Here is an 18394-nt window from a genome sequence, read left to right as displayed (position 1 = left end):
CTAGCCATTCCCTGCGATCCTTGCCACAACAGGCAACCCATGCATTTGCCCGATCCGCCCGATCCCTTCATCCTGTTCGACGACGCCCGTACGCATAATGCCGCGCCTGCGCGGTTGTATCGCGATCCGGTGGAGACGATCGTTGCGCGCACCTATGCCGAGGTGCAGCCTGCACTCGACCGTATTGGCGAAGCGGCTGACCGCGGCCTTCATGCTGCCGGGTACATCGGCTATGATGCTGCCTTCGCGCTGGAAAGTCGCCTCGCGTCGTTGCAGCGCGCCCCTGGCGCGCATGATATGCCATTGATCTGGTTCGGCCTATTCGATGGCTTCCGCTTTGTGGCACCGGAAGATGTGCCTGCGATGCTGCCTCCGGTGGCCGACGCCCATGCCGGATCGCCGGTGCCGCTGATCGACGAAGCAGCTTATGCGCAGGCCTTTGCCGAGGTGCAGGAAGCGATCCGGTCCGGCGATATCTATCAGGTGAATCTGGCGTTCCCTTGCGATGTGCCGCTGCATGGCGATCCCCGGGAAATTTATGCGGCGATACGTCCGCATGCACGGGCAGGTTACGGCGGTATCCTGTTTACGGGTGACGACTGGCTGCTCTCTTTCTCGCCCGAACTGTTTTTTACGCTGGTGCGGGGGCAGCTGACGGCGCGACCCATGAAGGGAACGGCGTTGCGGGGTGTCGATGCTGCCACAGACGAGGCGGCGATGACGCACCTGCGCGAAGATCCCAAGCAGCGTGCCGAAAATCTGATGATCGTCGATCTGCTGCGGAACGACCTGTCGCGGGTTTCGCGGGCGGGGAGCGTTACGGTGCCGGAGCTGTTCCATGTCGAAACCTATCCGACGGTGCATCAGATGACATCGACCGTCCGTGCCCGGATATTGCCCGGATTGTCGGCAATCGATGTCCTGCGCACGATCTTCCCCTGTGGATCGATTACCGGCGCCCCAAAAGTGCGGGCGATGGAAGTGATCGGCGCAGTCGAGCCGTACATGCGCGGACCCTATACCGGGGCCATCGGGCGAATCGATGTCGACGGCAATGCCGCCTTCAATGTTGCCATCCGTACCATTTCCGTCAAAACAGGATCGAAAACCGGACGGATTGGGCTTGGGTCGGGGGTTATCGTGGATTCCGCGCGCGATGCGGAATGGCGCGAATGCCTCGACAAAGGACGGTTCCTCGATCCCTTGCAGGCGAATATGGAATGAGTGGAACGACGACGATCACGGCAGATGCACGACCCGGCGCGGACGAAGTCGAAGCCCGATACGATCTGATGGAGACAATGGCGTTCGATCCGCTGGAAGGAGTTCGCCTGCTCGACCTGCATATGGATCGGCTGAAAGGCAGCGCCGAAGCGCTGGGTTTCACGTTCGACCGGCACAATGCGCGCAATGAATTGCAGGCGGCGACCTTTCGCCTGCGCGAACGCAGCCGGGTGCGGATGCTGGTGTCGCGGCGAGGATCGGTGGCGATCGAAGTGCGCGAGCATCGGACCTGGCCCGAAGCGATCATGCGAGTCGCCGTGGTGCGCTGTCCGGTTCCTGCAGATGATTTCCGATTGGCGCACAAGACCACCGATCGGTCCATCTACAGGCAAGCGCTTAAAGCTGGACGCACCTACGAAGTATTGATGACCGATGCGTCGGGCTATCTGACCGAAGGCTGTTTCTCCTCTATTTTCGTGGAGCGGGGCGACAAGCTGGTTACCCCGCCGCTGCGCCGTGGCCTCTTGCCCGGTATTTTGCGGCAGAGCCTGATCGATCAGGGCCATGCGATCGAAGGCGACTTGCGGCCCTACGATCTGGAAAACGGCTTCTACATCGGCAATGCGTCGCGCGGGATGGTTGCGGCGCAAAAGGTGCCCGTGGGCGGATAATTCGCCACCAAAGCCGGTTGCCCCTCACTAGATTGCGCATTAAGGGACCGGGCGTTCGCTTTACCTGCGACCGCACACCCTTTTTACGAAAGAATCTTGTCCGATGACCCGCACCAGCGCCGCCCTTGGCCGCATCCAGCCCAGCGCCACCCTCGCCATGAGTGCGCGGGTCAATGCGCTGAAAGCCGCGGGCGTGGATGTGATTGGGTTGTCAGCGGGCGAGCCGGATTTCGATACACCCGATTTCATCAAGGAAGCCGCGATTGCCGCGATCCGTGGCGGCCAGACCAAATATACCGATGTCGACGGTACGCCTGCGTTGAAGGATGCCGTTGCGCTGAAGTTCAAGCGTGACAATGGCCTGACTTACGAGCGTAGCCAGATCAGCGTCAATTCGGGCGGCAAGCACACCTTGTTCAACGCGCTGGTGGCGACCGTGGATGTGGGCGATGAAGTCATCATTCCCGCGCCCTACTGGGTCAGCTATCCCGACATCGTGAACTATGCAGGCGGGACGCCGGTGTTCATCGAAGGCCCGGCGGCACAGGGATACAAGATCACCGCCGAGCAGCTTGAGCGCGCGATCACGCCAAAGACGCGCTGGGTCATGCTGAACTCGCCTTCCAACCCCTCGGGTGCCGCCTATTCGGCGGACGAATTGAAGGCGCTGGGCGAAGTGCTGCTGCGGCACCCGCATGTGCTGGTGATGACCGACGATATGTACGAGCATGTCTGGTACGCGCCGACCCCCTTTGCGACCATCGCGCAGGTTTGCCCGGAATTGTACGATCGCACCCTGACGGTGAATGGCTGTTCGAAGGCGTTCTCGATGACCGGATGGCGCATCGGCTTTGCCGGTGGACCCGCGTGGATCATAAAGGCAATGAGCAAGCTGCAGTCGCAGTCGACGTCCAACCCCTGCTCGATCTCACAGGCTGCAGCGGTCGCAGCGCTGACCGGTGAGCAGGATTTCCTCGAAGAGCGCAATGCAGCGTTTAAGCGTCGCCGCGACATGGTGGTCGCCATGTTGAACGATGCACCGGGTCTCAATTGCCCGACGCCCGAAGGCGCGTTCTATGTCTATCCCGATGCATCGGGCGTGATTGGCAAGACGACGCCGAAGGGCGTGAAGATCACGACAGACGAGGAATTAATTGCCTATTTCCTCGACGAAGCCAAGGTCGCAGCAGTCCACGGCGGGGCCTTCGGCCTTAGCCCGGCGTTCCGGATTTCCTATGCGACGTCCGAAGAAATCCTGAAAAAGGCCTGCACGCGCATTCAGGAAGCCTGCGCCGCCCTGAAATAAGGGCGATTCGAAACGATCAGTTTCATTCCCGCACCTTGTTTGGTGCGGGTGCAGCGTTATATGCGTTTCCAACAGCAACCTTGTTGGAATGCAGTTCATCGACTTTTCCGGCGGCTTTGTAGCTCGGTTGTGATGTCGATCACCGCATTCACGTAGGGGCAATGCAACTTTTCCTAACCAGTCACCGTAACTGGAAGTGAAGCAGACAAGAAAGGTACGCGACATGGTCGCATTCTTGAAATCGGACCTGTTCATGAAATTCATGGGCGGTTTTGTTCTTGGCACGGTGGGGTTTTTGACCCTTAATCCTGCCGGAGCACAATCGCATCAGGATGACCGACCTGCTGCCCACGTTCAGGAGCGGAGTTATGCAGACCTATAAAAGCCTTGTTCTCGCAATAGCCGTCGGTGGCGGCATGATGGGTGCTGTGTGGCTCTATGCACCGGGAGCGATCCCAGCGGCAATGGCCGCCGAAAAGGTCGTTACTGCTCCAGTTCCGCGTGTAGACGCACCGCCATCGGGCAAGATGGAAACGGCGGTATTTGCCGGGGGGTGCTACTGGGGCGTCGAAGGCGTTTTCAGCCACGTCAAAGGCGTACGCCGAGTCGAGCCGGGATTTGCGGGCGGCCCCGCGAATCGCAAAGTGAACTATGACATTGTCAGCAACGGCGACACCGGCTTTGCCGAGGCCGTGCGTGTGACCTACGATCCTCGCCAAGTGAGCTATGGCACGTTGATGCGCGTGTTCTTCTCGGTCGTCGCGGACCCTACGACGCTGAATTACCAAGGCCCCGACCATGGGACGCAATATCGCAGTGCGCTTTTCCCCACCAATCCCGCTCAAGCGAAAGCGGCCAGCGCCTATCTGGCCCAGCTTGGCCAGGGGCGTGTGTGGAAAGGCAAGATCGTGACGAAGGTGGAGCGGCTTAACGGCTTTCAGCTAGCCGATGCCTATCATCAGGATTTCATGAAGAACAATCCGCGCCACCCCTACATCCTGCGGTGGGATGCGCCGAAAGTGGCGGCGTTCAAACAGATTTTTCCGCAGAATTACAGCCCGAACTGGGTAAGCTGAGTTAGCCGATAGCGAGAAACCCTTCCCTTTGTCAGGGAAGGGTTTCTTGTATCTCAGCCTAAACGCCGCGACGCCCGGTAAAGAGCTGATAAATGCCAACGATCAGCGCCAGCACCAGCAGAATGTGGATGAGTCCGCCTGCAATGTGGAAGGCGAAAAAGCCCAAAGCCCACAATATCAGCAAGATGATTGCGATCGTCCAGATCATGTGCGTTTCCTTTCCTGCCGTCGGCACTTGCCGAGACTTAGAAATGAAACGTCAAGTCCACCCAATCGTTCCGTCATCGCCACGAATGGAGCCACGAATGGGGCCACGATAAAGGCGGACAGCAACCCTGCCATCCGCCAGTGATCTCTTATTTCGGCGAGAGCACCATCAGCATCTGACGGCCTTCCATGCGCGGATAGGCTTCGATCTTGGCGATTTCGACTACATTTTCCGCCACACGCTGCAACAGGGCCATGCCGAGTTGCTGATGCGAAAGCTCACGACCGCGGAAACGCAGGGTGATTTTCACCTTGTCGCCTTCCTCGATGAACGCATGGACCTTTTTCATCTTCGTATCATAATCATGATCGTCAATGTTCGGACGCATTTTGATCTCCTTGATCTCCTGCGTCTTCTGAGTCTTGCGAGCGATGTTCGCCTTTTTCTGGGCTTCGTATTTGAACTTGCCGACGTCCAGGAATTTGCACACTGGCGGATCGGCGTTCGGGGACACTTCGACCAGGTCCAGGCCCACTTCGGCGGCCTGTTCGATCGCTTCCTGCGTAAACATCACGCCCAGATTTTCGCCCTCTTCGTCGATCACGCGCACCTTCGGAACGCTGATGAATTCATTGTAGCGGGGGCCGGATTTCGGCATCGGCGCCAATGGGCGGCGCATCATCGGGGGACGTATAGCAGACTCTCCTGTGGTCGTTGAAACAGCGGACATATAGCGCGTTTAAAGAATGTCGAAAAGGGCCGCGTGCCCCACGAGACTCGAAGGGCAGCGGCCTGTGACATCAGCGCCTCACTGCATATCGGGTGGTGTGGCCAATTTTGCAAGGCTTTCGATGGCGTCTTCCAGCGACAACACGGCCTGCGCCTGCTCGCCCAGGGTCCGCATCGCGACCGTGCCTTCGTCTGCTTCCCGCTTGCCCACGACCAGCAGTTTGGGGACTTTTGCAAGGCTGTGCTCGCGCACCTTGTAGTTGATTTTCTCGTTGCGCAGGTCGAGTTCGGCTCGGATGCCTGAGGCGCGCAGCTTCTCCACTACGTCGCGGGCATAGTCATCGGCGTCGGACACGATGGTCGCGACGACCGCCTGTACGGGCGCGAGCCAGACGGGGAAACGACCGGCATGATGCTCGATCAATATGCCGATGAACCGCTCGAACGTGCCAAGAATGGCGCGATGGAGCATGACGGGACGATGCCGTTCGCCGTCTTCGCCGATATAGCTGGCGTCGAGTCGTTCGGGGAGGACATAGTCGAGCTGGATCGTGCCGCACTGCCACGTCCGCCCGATCGCGTCGGTCAGGTGGAATTCCAGCTTGGGCGAATAGAACGCGCCTTCGCCGGGCAGCTCTTCCCAGCCATATTCGGGACCGGCGCGACCGGCCTGCGCCACCGCGTCGCGCAGGCTCTGTTCGGCCTTGTCCCACATTTCCTCGGTGCCGAAGCGCTTTTCGGGGCGCAACGCCAGCTTGATCGCATAGCTTTCGAAGCCCAGATCTTTGTAGATCGTGTCGAGCAGGTTGCAGAACAGCCGCACTTCCTCGACGATCTGATCCTCGCGGCAGAAGATATGTGCGTCATCCTGCGTAAACTGGCGCACGCGCATGATGCCGTGGAGCGCGCCATGCGGCTCATTGCGATGGCAGCAGCCGAACTCGGCCAACCGCAGGGGCAAGTCGCGGTAGCTCTTGATACCCTGACGGAAGATCAGGACGTGCGCGGGGCAGTTCATGGGCTTCAGCGCCATCAGGTCCGACTTGCCGGACAGCACCGGGCCTTCATCTTCGGTGTTCGGCACTTCGTCCGGCACGACGAACATGTTCTCGCGATATTTGCCCCAGTGACCGGATTGCTCCCATTGGCGCGCATCCATCAATTGCGGAGTTTTGACTTCGCGATAGCCTGCGTCGTCGAGCTTGCGGCGCATATACGCTTCAAGCTGACGCCAGACGATATAGCCTTTGGGATGCCAGAAGACCGAGCCTTGCGCTTCGCTCTGAAGGTGGAACAGGTCCATTTCCTGCGCGATCTTGCGGTGGTCGCGCTTGGCGGCTTCTTCGAGGCGTATCAGATGCGCGTCGAGCTGCTTCTTGCTCAGCCAGCCGGTGCCGTAGATGCGGCTGAGCATCGCATTGTTCTGATCGCCGCGCCAATAGGCACCCGAAACGCGCGTCAGCTTGAATGCCTGCGGATCGACTTTGCCGGTGGAGGCAAGATGCGGCCCGCGGCACATGTCGAGCCATTCGTTGCCGGACCAGTAGACCGTCAGTTCCTCGCCATCGGGCAGACCGGCTGCCCACTCGGCCTTGAAGCTTTCGCCTTCGGCCGTCCAGCGCGCGATAAGGTCTTCGCGTGACCATACTTCGCGGCGCAAGGGCTTGTCGGCGGCGATGATCTTGCGCATCGCCTCTTCGATGGCGGGCAGATCTTCGTCGGTGAACGGACGATCCTTCGGCGCGAAGTCGTAATAGAAGCCGTCGTCGGTGGACGGGCCGAAGGTGATCTGCGTACCCGGAAACACCGCCTGCACCGCTTCGGCCAGGATATGCGCGTAATCGTGGCGTACCAGTTCGAGTGCGTCGACTTCGTCGCGCGCGGTGACGAGCGAAAGCTGCGCATCGGCGTCCAGCGGGCGCATGATGTCGCGCAGCTCGCCGTCGACCTTGGCCGCCAGCGCTGCCTTGGCAAGCCCCGGCCCGATGGCCGCTGCAATCTCCGCCGGGGTAGTGCCGGGCGCGACTTCGCGCACGGAACCATCGGGCAGGCTGATCTTGAGCAACTGGGACATGAGGAGGGCATTGCCTTTATTCGCGGGGTTTTATGAGCGTTGCATGTGTCCAGCAGTGGCCACGAAGTCAAGGGCGAGGCCAACTCTCGCTTGACACTATGGCGCGTCCCGGCTTCCTAGCTGCGGGGTCGGATCAGGGGGAACAGTTTTGCAGGACGAACAGCATAGCGCCTTTGCGTTTCACGGAAGCTGGCGGGAATATGCGCCGATTGCGTTCACCAATCTGCTGCTTACCATCGTGACGCTGGGCATCTACCGGTTCTGGGCGACGACACGGACGCGGCGTTACCTGTGGGCGCAGACGCGCTTTATCGACGATAGGCTGGAATGGACGGGGACAGGCAAGGAACTGTTCGTCGGCTTCCTATTGGTATTGGTGCTGTTCGGTATTCCGTTCATCTTCCTGCAGTTCGGCGCGCAGGCGCTGATTTTCCAAGGCTATCCCGGCGTTGCCGCAGCGCTTGGTTTCGTTGCGACGCTCTTCATCTTCTATCTCGTTGGGATCGCGCGATATCGGGCGCTGCGCTATCGCCTCAGCCGCAGTTATTGGCATGGTATTCGTGGCGGGTCTGACGATCAGGGCTGGTCTTACGGCCTGTCCTATATGGGGAAAACATTTGTTGGCTACATCGCGCTTGGCCTCTTGATTCCCTGGGCAATGATGTCGCTGTGGAACCAGCGGTGGAGCGCGATGAGCTTCGGCCCGTTTCAATTCCGGTCAGACGGCAATGCAAGCGCGACGATGAAGCGGTTTTTGCTGTTTTATATCCTGCCGTTTGTCATCGCGATTGCCGGAGGTGTCGTGGCTATGTCCATGATGCCAAGCTTGATGAATGCCGAGCGCTCCGGCAGCGGTGTAGCGGCAGGCATCCTTGCAATCTTCCTATTGGTGTTCGGTTTCTACATCCTGCTCGGCCTGATAGCCTTGGCCTTCTACGCCAAGTTCTTTCGCGTGGCGGTTGGCGGACTGGCGCTTTCCGATCTTGATTTTCAGTTCACGGCCAGCACCAAGCAATGGCTCAAGCTGTTTCTGGGCGACGTCGCTCTGGTGATCTGTACGTTGGGGGTCGGTGCGATCTTTCTCACCTATCGTCATTGGGCGTTCTTTATCCGGCATATGGAAGCGACCGGCGAAATCGACTTGAACCGCCTCACCCAATCGACCACTCGCACGCCGGGTCAAGGCGAAGGGTTGCTCGACGCATTCGATGTTGGTGCGATCTGATATGGAAGAGGGCGCGCCCGACATACGGCCTTGGCATTATGACGGGCGCAATGCGTGCCGGTGGCATCCGCGCATTGCAATCGCTGACGACAGCTTTCGACTGATCGGTGAGGATTGGGAGAGCGGTCCCTATCTGTGGGCCGATCTGATCGCGCTGGATGGTACGGGCGGACGTTCGATTTACGGTCTGAAGGACGAAAGCGGCTGGCGGCTGGGTTTCGACGGGCCGCCGCCGTCGGACTTCGCTGCGCATTTGCCCAAGCCCGCCCGTTATGGCGGGTGGATCGATGGCGTTGGCCTGACACGCGCTGTAGCGGCATTCGCGGTCGTGGCGGCGGCGGTGATCTACATCGGCGTGGAGGCACCGGGCTGGATCGCGCCGCTCGTACCGCGCAGTTGGGAAGAAAAGCTGGGTGAAGCGATGGTCGGCGATTTCGGCGGACGCTTCTGCCGCACGCCGCAGGGGGTCAAGGCGCTGGATGCGCTGATCGCGAAGATGGACCCCGATGCCGACGCGCGTGCAATCGAGATCGCCAATGTGCCGATGGTGAACGCGGTGGCGCTGCCTGGTGGCCGCATCATCCTGTTCGACGGGCTGATCCAGGCGGCGGCATCGGGCGATGAAGTCGCAGGCGTACTGGGCCATGAGCTGGGTCATGTCCGGCATCGCGATACGATGGCGGGGTTGATGCGCCAACTTGGGCTCAGTGTCGTGCTGGGCGGGTTTTCTGGCGATGTCGGCGGATATGTGAACGGGTTGCTGTCGCTCAGCTACGGTCGCGACGCCGAGGCGCGCGCCGATGTGGCGTCGATTGCGACGATGAAGGCTGCGAACATATCGCCCGCCGATACCGCGCAATTTTTCGCGCGCATGAGTAAAGGCGAACCGGAAGCTGGGCGCATGGCGCAAGCGATGACCTGGCTCTCTTCGCATCCCCTGTCGACCAAACGGCGCGCGCTGTTCGCGGGCAGCGCGGTCAAAGGGCATCGATATGCGCCCGCGCTTTCGCCACGCGAATGGCAGGCCTTAAGAACAATGTGCAAGAGCGACCCGACCGTGAAATCGGGCTGGGGCTGGCAACGTTAGGCGGCTATTTCTCCGGCGTTGCCCGTCAGTACCCAATGTTCGGCGTCGATAGCGCTGTCGAACATCATCGCCTGATCGCGGACCAATATGCGCCGCGTCTGCATGCGCGAGAGCGAGCTGCCGGTGACGACGGCAATTCGGCGGGACTTGATCGGGGCGCTTGCGATAACATGCTGAAAGCAGGCAACCACCTCCTGCGCCTGCAATGTGCATTCGCTGGTGTCGACCAGCATGCTGTGCTCGCCGGAGCGATAGCCTAGATTTGCCACCATGACCTGGACTTCGTTACCGAAGGCTTTGACCTCGTCAGCCATCAAAAAGCCCGATAGCTTTACGCGCAGAAGTTTGTTCGTTGTATCTACAGTAATGCTATACATCGTGATCCTCCCTATGTCCGGCTTAGTTCGGCTTCCTTGCCAATGGGTTAAGTGCATCGGGGGGGTCGAAAAAACATCAGTGTGGGTGCATAGCGACCCTATGACAGATCTTGCGCCATTCCATTTTCTCGCCCGGCCCGATGGCTTGCGTCTTGCCTATCGTCATCGGCAAGGTTCCGGACCGACGATCGTGTTCCTGCCCGGCTATATGTCCGACATGGAAGGCGGGAAGGCGATCGCGCTCGATGCGTGGGCCGGTGCGTGCGGACGGGCGATGCTGCGGCTCGATTATTCGGGCAATGGCGCGAGCGATGGTGCCTTTACCGATGGTACGCTGGCAATCTGGCGGGACGACGTGCTGTTGTTGATCGATCGGCTGATCGAGGGGCCGGTGGTGTTGGTGGGATCGTCCATGGGAGGATGGCTAGCGCTGCTGGTCGCTCTGACGATTCCCGAACGTGTTGTCGGACTGGTCGGCATTGCCGCCGCGCCGGACTTTACGGAATGGGGTTTCACCGAGGCGCAGAAGACGCAGTTGCGCGATGAAGGGCAGATCGTCGAACCAACGCCTTATGGCGATCAGCCTTATGTGACTACGCGCGCCTTTTGGGAATCGGGGCAGGCGAACCTGTTGCTGCGCGCGCCGATTGCGATCGATTGCCCGGTGCGCCTGTTGCAAGGGCAAGTCGATCCCGATGTGCCGTGGTCGACAGCATTGGATATTGCCTCTGCACTGCGTTCATCGGATGTGCAGACGCTGCTGATTAAGGACGGCGACCATCGCCTGTCGCGTGAGAGCGATATTGCGCTCCTCATTCGCGCCGTTGCCAGCCTGCCGGAGACTTCATGATCCTCGCTACTCTCCTTTTGCTCCAGGGCTTCAGTCCTGAAACCAATGCCGTCATGGATCGATCAAAACGCGAAGCGGCTGCCGCCCGCACTTCCAATTCTGCGCCAGTCGCGCCGCAGCCTAAATTGCCCATGACGCCAGAAATGGCGGCGAAGTTTCAAGCCTGCGTCGATACGGCCACCGGCGACCCTGAGGCAGGCATTCGTTTTGCCAATGCGTGGCGTCTGGATGGCGGCACCTTCCATGCGCGGCAATGTCTGGGTTTTGCCTATGCCAATGCGGAGCGATGGGCGCCTGCGATGGTCGCGTTCGAACAGTCGGCGGACGAGGCCGAGCGCGCGGGCGACATTCCCAGTGGTGCACGGTTGTGGGCGCAGGCAGGCAATGCCGCGCTGGCCAGCGGCGACGCCGCCAAGGCGCGCACCTATTTCGATGCGGCGCTGGCACGCGGTCTGCCCGATGGCATGGAAAAGGGGGAAGCCTATCTCGATCGGGCGCGGACGCTTGTGGCGCTGGGCGAACTGGGCCCGGCACGGGCCGATCTGGACGTGGCGCTGGATCAGGCGCCCAAGGATCCGCTCGCCTGGCTGCTATCCGCAACGCTGGCGCGCCGGGCAGGGCAGATAGGTCTGGCGCAGCAGCATATTGCGCGTGCCGTGCAAATGTCGCCGGACGATGCCTCCGTCGCGCTGGAGGAAGGCAATATCGCTGTGCTTAGCGATCATGCCGATGTCGCCCGGTCGGCATGGCAGCGCGCCGTCCGCCTCGCGCCGCAGAGTATTGCGGGCAAGGCGGCGGCGGACAGCCTTACGCGGCTTGATGCGAAGCCAGCCCCCGCCGCGCCGGTGAAAACGACCCCTCAGTCCAGATAGAAGTCGACGGTCGTGACGACGCGTACCTTTTTGTAGGGTGTGTCGCTGCCGCTGCCCGATTGTTCGCCGTCGCGTGCGTCGATGGAGAAATAGCCTTGCGTGGCGCTCTTGATGCCGCCGACGCCTGTGCCGCTGTCCTTGGCGAATTGTTCGGCGGCCTTGCGGGCATCGCGGGTGGCTTCGGCGACCATGGTTGGCTTGACGTCGTTTAGCTTGGTGAAGCTGTATACCATGCCCGATCCTTCCTGCAGCACGACGCCGCGACGGACGAGATCGAACTGTCCGGCAACAGCCTTTTGCGCGCGGGCAATGTCATTGGTGCGCAGTTGCATACGCTGGTTGATCGTGATGGTGTTCACGCCGTTATTGTAGAACTGATTGACGTTGACGCCGCTGGGGCGAAGCTCTTCGACTTTGAATCCGAGGCCACGGAAATAGTCCTGCAGCGCCTTGCTGTTCGCATCGATCTCCGCGCGGACCGTGGGCAGATCGAACCCGGTCGCAGAGTAAGCGATGGTCCAGGTGGCAAGATCGGCGGTCACATCCTTTTCGGCAAGGCCGCGGACCGTGACGGAGCGGTCGGCCGCCTTGGCGCGGGTCAGGCCGTCGCCCAGCAAGTATCCGCCCACGACAACGCCTACGCTAAGCACTGCAGCGCTCGCCAGCAGCATCAGGTTGCGCTTTTCCAATACGCCGGTCATTTATCTCTCTCCCGCTCTTCATCATGGGCCATGAGAACCCTATGTCCTCGGTAAGCCTTGGCAGCTACTGCCATCAGAGAGATGAACCGTTGCTTGATGACGGCGAATGGAGTTCTAATGCCCAAATACCTGCACACCATGATCCGCGTGACGGACATCGAAGCTACCGTGCGTTTCTTCAAATTGCTTGGCTTGGATGAGCAAAAGCGTTTCGACAATGCGCAAGGGCGCTTTACGTTAGTCTTTCTTGCAGCGCCCGGTGACGAGGACGCGCAGGTCGAGTTGACGTATAACTGGGATCCCCAGGAATATGATGGGGGGCGCAATTTCGGGCATTTGGCGTACCGAGTCGAGAATATCTACGACACGTGCCAGCGGTTGATGGACGCAGGGGTGACGATCAACCGTCCGCCGCGCGACGGACATATGGCGTTCGTGCGCACGCCGGACAATATCTCGATAGAATTGCTGCAGGACGGACATCTGGAGCCTGCCGAACCTTGGGCGTCCATGCCCAACACCGGGATATGGTGAGCACCATGGCGCTGGAAGTCGTTCGGATACCGGTACTGTCGGACAACTATGTCTGGCTGATGCACGATGATGTGAGCGGGGAGACGGTGGTGGTCGACCCCGCTGTCGCCGATCCGGTCCTGAACGTAGCGGCGGAGCGCGGCTGGACCATCACCCAGATTTGGAACACACATTGGCACGGCGATCATGTTGGCGGCAATGCGGCGATAAGGGATGCCACGGGCTGTCGCATAACCGGGCCGGCGGCGGAGGCAGACAAGATCGCGACGCTGGACCGCACCGTAACCGAAGGCGATGTCGTTCGGATCGGTGCGCATAGCGCGATGGTGAAAGCGGTGCCAGCGCATACGGCGGGTCATATTGCTTACCACATGGAAGGCGACGACATTCTGTTCATCGGCGATACCTTGTTTGCGATGGGTTGCGGGCGTCTGTTCGAAGGGACGGCGGCGCAGATGTTTGCCAACATGCAATGGCTCACCACGCTGTCCGATGAGACGACGGTTTATTGCGCGCATGAGTATACGCAGTCGAACGGGCGATTTGCGCTGGTCGCCGAGCCTGACAATGAGGCGATCCGTACGCGAATGGTGCATGTCGATGCCGCCCGTGCGCAAGGAGAGGGCACGGTGCCCACCACCATCGGCCTGGAACGCGCGACCAACGTGTTTCTGCGCGCGAAGGATGCCGAGCATCTCGGGCAATTGCGCGCCGCGAAGGACGCTTTCTAGCGTTACGCTTTATACAAGGCGTCCATTCGCTGCTGATAGCGCGTGCGGATCACGTGGCGGCGGATTTTCATCGACGGCGTCATTTCTTCATTGTCGACGCTAAACGGCTCGTCGGCCAAAACGAAGCGCCTCACGCGCTCGGTGACGGACAGGTCGGCATTCACCTTGTCCACGGCTTCGCGTATGGCTGCGATGAAGTCTGTGTTCTGGCTCAGGCTGGGCAGATCGCTTGCCACGCCTTTTGCCTTGGCCCAGTCGCGGACCCACTCGGCATCCGGCACGATAAGGCCGACGATGTAGGGCCGCTTGTCGCCCGACACCATCACCTGCCCGATTTCCGGTTGCAGCGTCAGCATACCTTCGATTTTCTGAGGTGCCACATTGTCGCCCTTGTCGTTGACTATCAGATCTTTCTTGCGGTCTGTGATCTTGATGCGACCTTTGGCGTCGATCTCGCCGATGTCGCCGGTATGGAGCCATCCGTCGATCAGTACGCGCTCACTTTCCGCCGGGTTGCGCCAGTATCCGTGCATGACCAGTTCGCCGCGCACCAGCAATTCGCCATCTTCGGCGATCCTGACTTCTACGCCGTCGAGCGGTGGCCCGACTGTGTCCATAGCGATGCCGACTTTAGGTCGGTTGCAACTGATGACCGGACCTGCCTCCGTCTGGCCATAGCCTTGCAGCATGGTGATACCGAGCGAATGGAAGAATATGCCGACATCGGGATTGAGCGGCGCGCCGCCTGACACCATCGCCTTGATTCGCCCGCCGAAGCGCTGCTGCACTTTTGGCCGGATGGTGCGATCGACCAAAAGACGCATGGGTAAGTCGAGCAGACTGGATCGCCCGGTCAGGCGCTTCTCACCAACGCGCAGCGCCTGGTTGAGGAGCATCATCGGCACCTTGCCCTGCTTCTCTATGCCCTTGAGTACGCGGGCGCGCAGCACTTCGAACAGGCGGGGGACGACAACCATGAGGGTCGGACGAACTTCCTCGATATTCCCGGCCAGTTTCTCCAGGCTTTCGGCATAATAGATTTGTGCGCCGGAAATGATCGGAAGGAACTGACCACCGCTATGCTCATAAGCATGGCTTAAGGGGAGGAACGATAAGAAAATCTCGTCTTCCCAACCGCCGAAATCCTCGATCAGCAGCTTGAGCGCGCCTTCGACATTGCACAGAATGGACCCGTGATGCTGCATCACCCCGCGCGGGGCGCCGCCCGTGCCGCTGGTGTAGATGATGCACGCGAGGTCGTCGCGCGTTGCCGTCTGCGCGGCGGCGCAGGCGGCGACGTCTGCGGGATGCGCGGCGATCAGCGTGTCCCACAGCGCGCAGCGTACCGAATCGCCCTGCATCCCCCGGATCGGTTCCATCCCGATGACCAGACGGGCCTGCGAACGCAGGACGGCGGGGAGCAAGGTCTTGGCGAGCTTGGCGGTGGACACGATGACGGCTGTCGCGCCGCTGTCGGTCAGAATATGCGCATGATCGCGTATGGTGTTTGTGGTGTAGGTCGGCACGGTGACGCAGCCCGCCGCCATGATTGCCAGATCTGCGATGCAGAATTCCGGTCGGTTTTCGCTGACCAGCATCACACGGTCGCCGGGCCGCAAACCTTCCGCCTTTAACGCTGCCGCCAGGGAAGCGACCTGTTGCGCGACATCTCGCCAGCTTAGCGACTGCCACATTCCATCACGTTTGCGCGACAGGAACGGCGCGTCGCCGCCTGCTTGTGCGCGGGCAAAGAACATGGCGGTCAGGCTGGGAAAGCGTTCAATCGTGCGCATCTGATCTCCTGCGGCTTATACGCCCATCCTGCCGGAAGGGTTGCCGATCCGTTGATGTATAATGTCGGCGTGTCGTAAGAGCCAGTTGTGCTTGGTTGTTATTCGGTTCGCGATTCGCCCGGACCGCGTGGATCGGCGGCACCTACCCAGTGACCGTTTTCAAAGGCGGCGGAGTTGGCCTTAAGGCCCAGTTTCGCGACCGTCACCTTGTGGCCCAGCGCTTCCATCGCGGTTTTCATCGGCTCCAGCGTGGTGCCTTGCTCCAGAATGATGCCGTTCTTATTGAAGTAGACGAGGCCAAGCCCAATCGAATCCATTGCCGACAACCCCCAGTCGAGCCGCGCGATAAGCGCCTTGGCGACTTGCATGATGATCGTCTTGCCGCCCGCCGCGCCTACGGTGAATATCGCCTTGCCCGTTTCGTCGTAGACGATTGTAGGGGACATCGAAGAAAGCGGACGTTTGCCGGCCTCGACACGGTTGGCGACCGGCGCGCCGTTCTTTTCCGGGGCGAAGGTAAAGTCGGTCAGTTCGTTGTTCAGCATATAGCCGTTGGCTACCAACTGGCTGCCGAAGGGGCTTTCGACGGTGGAGGTCATGGTGGCGATGTCGCCTGCGCGGTCTATGGCGATGAAATGGGTTGTCCCGTGGACTTCGGAAGAAATCGCAGCCGTCCGGGGTTTGGCGCCGGGAGGCGTACCGGCTTCATAAGCGGGCAAGCTCTTCTTTTCGGACAGAAGCCGCGACCGGGACGTCAGATAGGCTGGATCGATCAGCCCCGCGACCGGCACGTCCACGAAGTCGCGGTCGGCCAGATAGGTCTCACGGTCGGCATAGGCCAGTTGCATGGCCTCGGCGATAAGGTGCCAGGCGACAGGATTGTCCTTGCCCAATGCCTTCATGTCGAACCGTTCGACCATGCCGAGAATCTGCAGCACAGTGGTAGCGCCAGAAGACGGCGGACCCATGCCGCAAATGGTATAGACGCGATAATGGCCGCATACGGCAGCGCGCTCCTTCGCCTGATAGCCTGCAAGATCGGCAACAGTCAGCGGGACGGGGTTTTTTGGCGCGCCGGAAACCGCTGCGCTGATCGCTTCTGCGTTAGCGCCGCTGTAGAACGCCTCCGGCCCTTTCGCGGCAACATCCTTCAAGATCGCGGCCAGCGCCGGATTGCGGATGTGCGTGCCGACCGGAACTGGCGCGCCGTCCTTCCAGTATAACTTTTGCACCTCGGGGAAATCGGCATGGATTTTCTGGACGGCGGTCAGCGAGTTGAACAGTCGGGGCGTTACGTCATAGCCGCCTTCCGCCAGCTTGATAGCGGGACCGAAGAGGTCCGCCCAGGGCAGCTTCCCCCATTTGGCATGCGCCTTCGCCATTAGTGAGACATTGCCCGGTACGCCGACCGAATAGCCGCCCGGCCAGGCGTCGATGAAAGAGAGTGGTGCGCCGTCCGCGCCGACAAAGCGTGTCGGCGTCGCAGCGGCGGGTGCCGTCTCGCGTCCGTCGATAGTGTCGATCAGGCCAGTGGACGCCTGATGATGGACGAGGAACCCGCCGCCGCCGATGCCGCTGGATTGCGGTTCCACAACGGTCAGCGCGAGCATCATCGCCATAGCGGCGTCGGTGGCGCTGCCGCCTTTGTGCAGAATTTCCATGCCCGCGTCGCTGGCGCGCGGATCGGCAGATGTAACAACCCCTTGGGCAAGGGCGGGCACCGGGAGGATGAGAAGGGCGAGCGAAACGAAGAGGCGTTGGATCATGCGCGCCAGACTATCGGCTGGCGGTGGTCCGGCAAGTCTTTTGTGGCGCTTGGCAATCAGGCGTCGATCCCGACCGCTTGTGCGATGTTGGTGAAGCCATCGCGCGCCATCAGGCTTTTGAGACCTTTATGGATGCTGCGCGCCAGCATTGGCCCTTCATACACCATCGCACTGTATATCTGGACGAGCGACGCGCCTGCCCGGATGCGCGCATAGGCTTGCTCGGCGGTCGATATGCCACCGACCCCGATCAGCGGAAGGGTCGTGCCGACGACCTGGCGAAAATCGCGCAGCCGTTGCAGCGACAGGTCGTGAAGCGGCGCGCCTGACAAGCCGCCGCTCTCGGCAGCATGCGCAGAGGTTAAAGATGGGCGCGATATCGTAGTGTTGGATATAATGAGCGCGTCGATCCGGTGGGTGATACATGCATCCGCTATATCGGCGATGTCGGCAGGTTCGAGATCTGGCGCGACCTTCAGGAAGATCGGCGTTCTGTCGGCGCCACGGGCATCCATGACCGCAGCCAGCAAGGCGTCCAGAGCAGCCTTATCCTGCAAGGCGCGCAGGCCCGGTGTATTGGGGGAGGATATGTTGACGGTCAGATAATCGGCAAGCGGAGCCATTGCCCGCACGCCCGTCGCATAATCGGCGATGCGATCGGTCGCGTCCTTGTTCGCGCCGATATTGATGCCGACGATTCCCGAACCCTTGGGGCGCCTGGAAATGCGCGCTGCCGCTGCGGCCTGCCCACCATTGTTGAAGCCCATGCGATTGATGACTGCCCGATCCTCGACCAGTCGGAAAAGCCGCGGGGCAGGGTTGCCACCCTGGGGCAGAGGCGTCAGCGTCCCAAGTTCCGCGAAGCCGAAGCCTAGCCCGTGCATCTTGTGCGCGACCATGCCGTCCTTGTCGAAGCCAGCGGCCAGACCCACCGGGCCGGGAAAGGTGAGGCCGGCGACTTGGCTGATTAACATCGGTTCGGGCTTTTGGCGCGCCCCGAGGGGCAGCATATGCAACAACTTGAGCGTCAGACCATGCGCTGTTTCTGAATCGATACGAAAAAGAAATGGGCGAAGGAGGGGGTAAATCATCCTTGCCCTATGCCAGCCGACCGGTTGTGCGTCAAAGCGCGACTATGGCCGTGTTACCTGTGACAAGTGCGCAACATCT

Annotated in this window: 18 protein-coding genes; 10 read left to right on the top strand and 8 right to left on the bottom strand. The window is 60.7% G+C overall.

Features of this window, described 5'->3' with window-relative positions:
* Positions 1-39 precede the first annotated feature (39 nt).
* From pabB to msrA, 4 genes are all read left to right on the top strand, one after another.
* Positions 40-1224 (top strand): aminodeoxychorismate synthase component I, encoded by a 1185-nt coding sequence (gene pabB, locus QMG56_RS16210; RefSeq protein ID WP_281823329.1) that lies wholly within the window; start codon positions 40-42, stop codon positions 1222-1224.
* Positions 1221-1895 (top strand): aminotransferase class IV, encoded by a 675-nt coding sequence (locus QMG56_RS16205; RefSeq protein WP_281823327.1) that lies wholly within the window; start codon positions 1221-1223, stop codon positions 1893-1895. Before pabB ends, QMG56_RS16205 begins: the two co-directional genes overlap by 4 nt.
* 103 nt (positions 1896-1998) lie before the next feature.
* Complete coding sequence (locus QMG56_RS16200; protein WP_281823325.1) at positions 1999-3201, top strand: pyridoxal phosphate-dependent aminotransferase; 1203 nt, start codon at positions 1999-2001, stop codon at positions 3199-3201.
* Between the two features lie 464 nt (positions 3202-3665).
* Entirely contained in the window at positions 3666-4277 is a 612-nt protein-coding gene (msrA, locus tag QMG56_RS16195; protein WP_281823422.1) for a peptide-methionine (S)-S-oxide reductase MsrA, read from the top strand.
* Between the two features lie 58 nt (positions 4278-4335).
* Here the strand turns inward: msrA and QMG56_RS16190 are convergent, their stop codons facing one another.
* From QMG56_RS16190 to thrS, 3 genes are all read right to left on the bottom strand, one after another.
* Positions 4336-4485 carry a lmo0937 family membrane protein gene (locus QMG56_RS16190; RefSeq protein WP_230186523.1) on the bottom strand — a complete coding sequence of 50 codons (150 nt, stop codon included), beginning with the start codon at positions 4483-4485 and terminating at the stop codon, positions 4336-4338.
* A gap of 148 nt (positions 4486-4633) precedes the next feature.
* Complete coding sequence (infC, locus tag QMG56_RS16185) at positions 4634-5167, bottom strand: translation initiation factor IF-3 (protein ID WP_230186524.1); 534 nt, start codon at positions 5165-5167, stop codon at positions 4634-4636.
* Between the two features lie 126 nt (positions 5168-5293).
* A complete protein-coding gene (gene thrS, locus QMG56_RS16180; RefSeq protein WP_281823323.1) occupies positions 5294-7288 on the bottom strand; it encodes a threonine--tRNA ligase in 1995 nt (664 codons plus the stop codon).
* Between the two features lie 148 nt (positions 7289-7436).
* Here thrS and QMG56_RS16175 point away from each other — a divergent pair, with 148 nt between their 5' ends.
* Together QMG56_RS16175 and QMG56_RS16170 are read left to right on the top strand one after the other, a co-directional pair.
* The gene (locus tag QMG56_RS16175) at positions 7437-8513 is read left to right on the top strand and encodes a YjgN family protein (protein WP_281823322.1); all 1077 of its coding nucleotides are present in this window, start codon (positions 7437-7439) and stop codon (positions 8511-8513) included.
* Positions 8497-9600 (top strand): M48 family metallopeptidase, encoded by a 1104-nt coding sequence (locus QMG56_RS16170; protein ID WP_281823321.1) that lies wholly within the window; start codon positions 8497-8499, stop codon positions 9598-9600. Before QMG56_RS16175 ends, QMG56_RS16170 begins: the two co-directional genes overlap by 17 nt.
* Here QMG56_RS16170 and QMG56_RS16165 read toward each other — a convergent pair.
* Entirely contained in the window at positions 9597-9977 is a 381-nt protein-coding gene (locus tag QMG56_RS16165; RefSeq protein WP_230186528.1) for a hypothetical protein, read from the bottom strand. The genes QMG56_RS16170 and QMG56_RS16165 overlap by 4 nt on opposite strands.
* Before the next feature lie 100 nt (positions 9978-10077).
* On the opposite strand from QMG56_RS16165, the gene QMG56_RS16160 reads away from it, so the two are divergent.
* Both QMG56_RS16160 and QMG56_RS16155 read left to right on the top strand, forming a co-directional pair.
* Entirely contained in the window at positions 10078-10827 is a 750-nt protein-coding gene (locus tag QMG56_RS16160) for an alpha/beta fold hydrolase (RefSeq protein WP_281823319.1), read from the top strand.
* Positions 10824-11699 carry a tetratricopeptide repeat protein gene (locus QMG56_RS16155; RefSeq protein ID WP_230186530.1) on the top strand — a complete coding sequence of 292 codons (876 nt, stop codon included), beginning with the start codon at positions 10824-10826 and terminating at the stop codon, positions 11697-11699. Before QMG56_RS16160 ends, QMG56_RS16155 begins: the two co-directional genes overlap by 4 nt.
* Here the strand turns inward: QMG56_RS16155 and QMG56_RS16150 are convergent.
* A complete protein-coding gene (locus QMG56_RS16150) occupies positions 11687-12400 on the bottom strand; it encodes an SIMPL domain-containing protein (protein ID WP_281823318.1) in 714 nt (237 codons plus the stop codon). The genes QMG56_RS16155 and QMG56_RS16150 overlap by 13 nt on opposite strands.
* A gap of 117 nt (positions 12401-12517) precedes the next feature.
* Between QMG56_RS16150 and QMG56_RS16145 the strand changes: the two genes are divergently transcribed.
* Together QMG56_RS16145 and gloB are read left to right on the top strand one after the other, a co-directional pair.
* The gene (locus QMG56_RS16145) at positions 12518-12934 is read left to right on the top strand and encodes a VOC family protein (RefSeq protein ID WP_230186532.1); all 417 of its coding nucleotides are present in this window, start codon (positions 12518-12520) and stop codon (positions 12932-12934) included.
* Positions 12928-13665: a hydroxyacylglutathione hydrolase gene (gene gloB / locus QMG56_RS16140; RefSeq protein WP_281823316.1), complete on the top strand. Its 738-nt coding sequence runs from the start codon at positions 12928-12930 to the stop codon at positions 13663-13665. The genes QMG56_RS16145 and gloB overlap by 7 nt, the downstream gene beginning before the upstream one ends.
* 2 nt (positions 13666-13667) lie before the next feature.
* On the opposite strand, the gene QMG56_RS16135 is transcribed toward gloB, so the two are convergent.
* From QMG56_RS16135 to QMG56_RS16125, 3 genes are all read right to left on the bottom strand, one after another.
* On the bottom strand, positions 13668-15458 hold the full coding sequence (locus QMG56_RS16135; RefSeq protein ID WP_281823315.1) for a long-chain fatty acid--CoA ligase: 1791 nt from the start codon (positions 15456-15458) through the stop codon (positions 13668-13670).
* Positions 15459-15556: 98 nt separating this feature from the next.
* Positions 15557-17224: a gamma-glutamyltransferase gene (gene ggt / locus QMG56_RS16130; protein WP_281823313.1), complete on the bottom strand. Its 1668-nt coding sequence runs from the start codon at positions 17222-17224 to the stop codon at positions 15557-15559.
* 56 nt (positions 17225-17280) lie between these two features.
* Entirely contained in the window at positions 17281-18315 is a 1035-nt protein-coding gene (locus QMG56_RS16125) for a quinone-dependent dihydroorotate dehydrogenase (RefSeq protein ID WP_281823311.1), read from the bottom strand.
* Positions 18316-18394 lie beyond the last annotated feature (79 nt).

The organism is Sphingobium sp. BS19, assembly GCF_027925545.1.
Classification (GTDB): Bacteria; Pseudomonadota; Alphaproteobacteria; order Sphingomonadales; family Sphingomonadaceae; genus Sphingobium.
The sequence above is the reverse complement of the archived record's forward strand: the minus strand, read 5'-3'. Positions and strand labels throughout refer to the sequence as shown.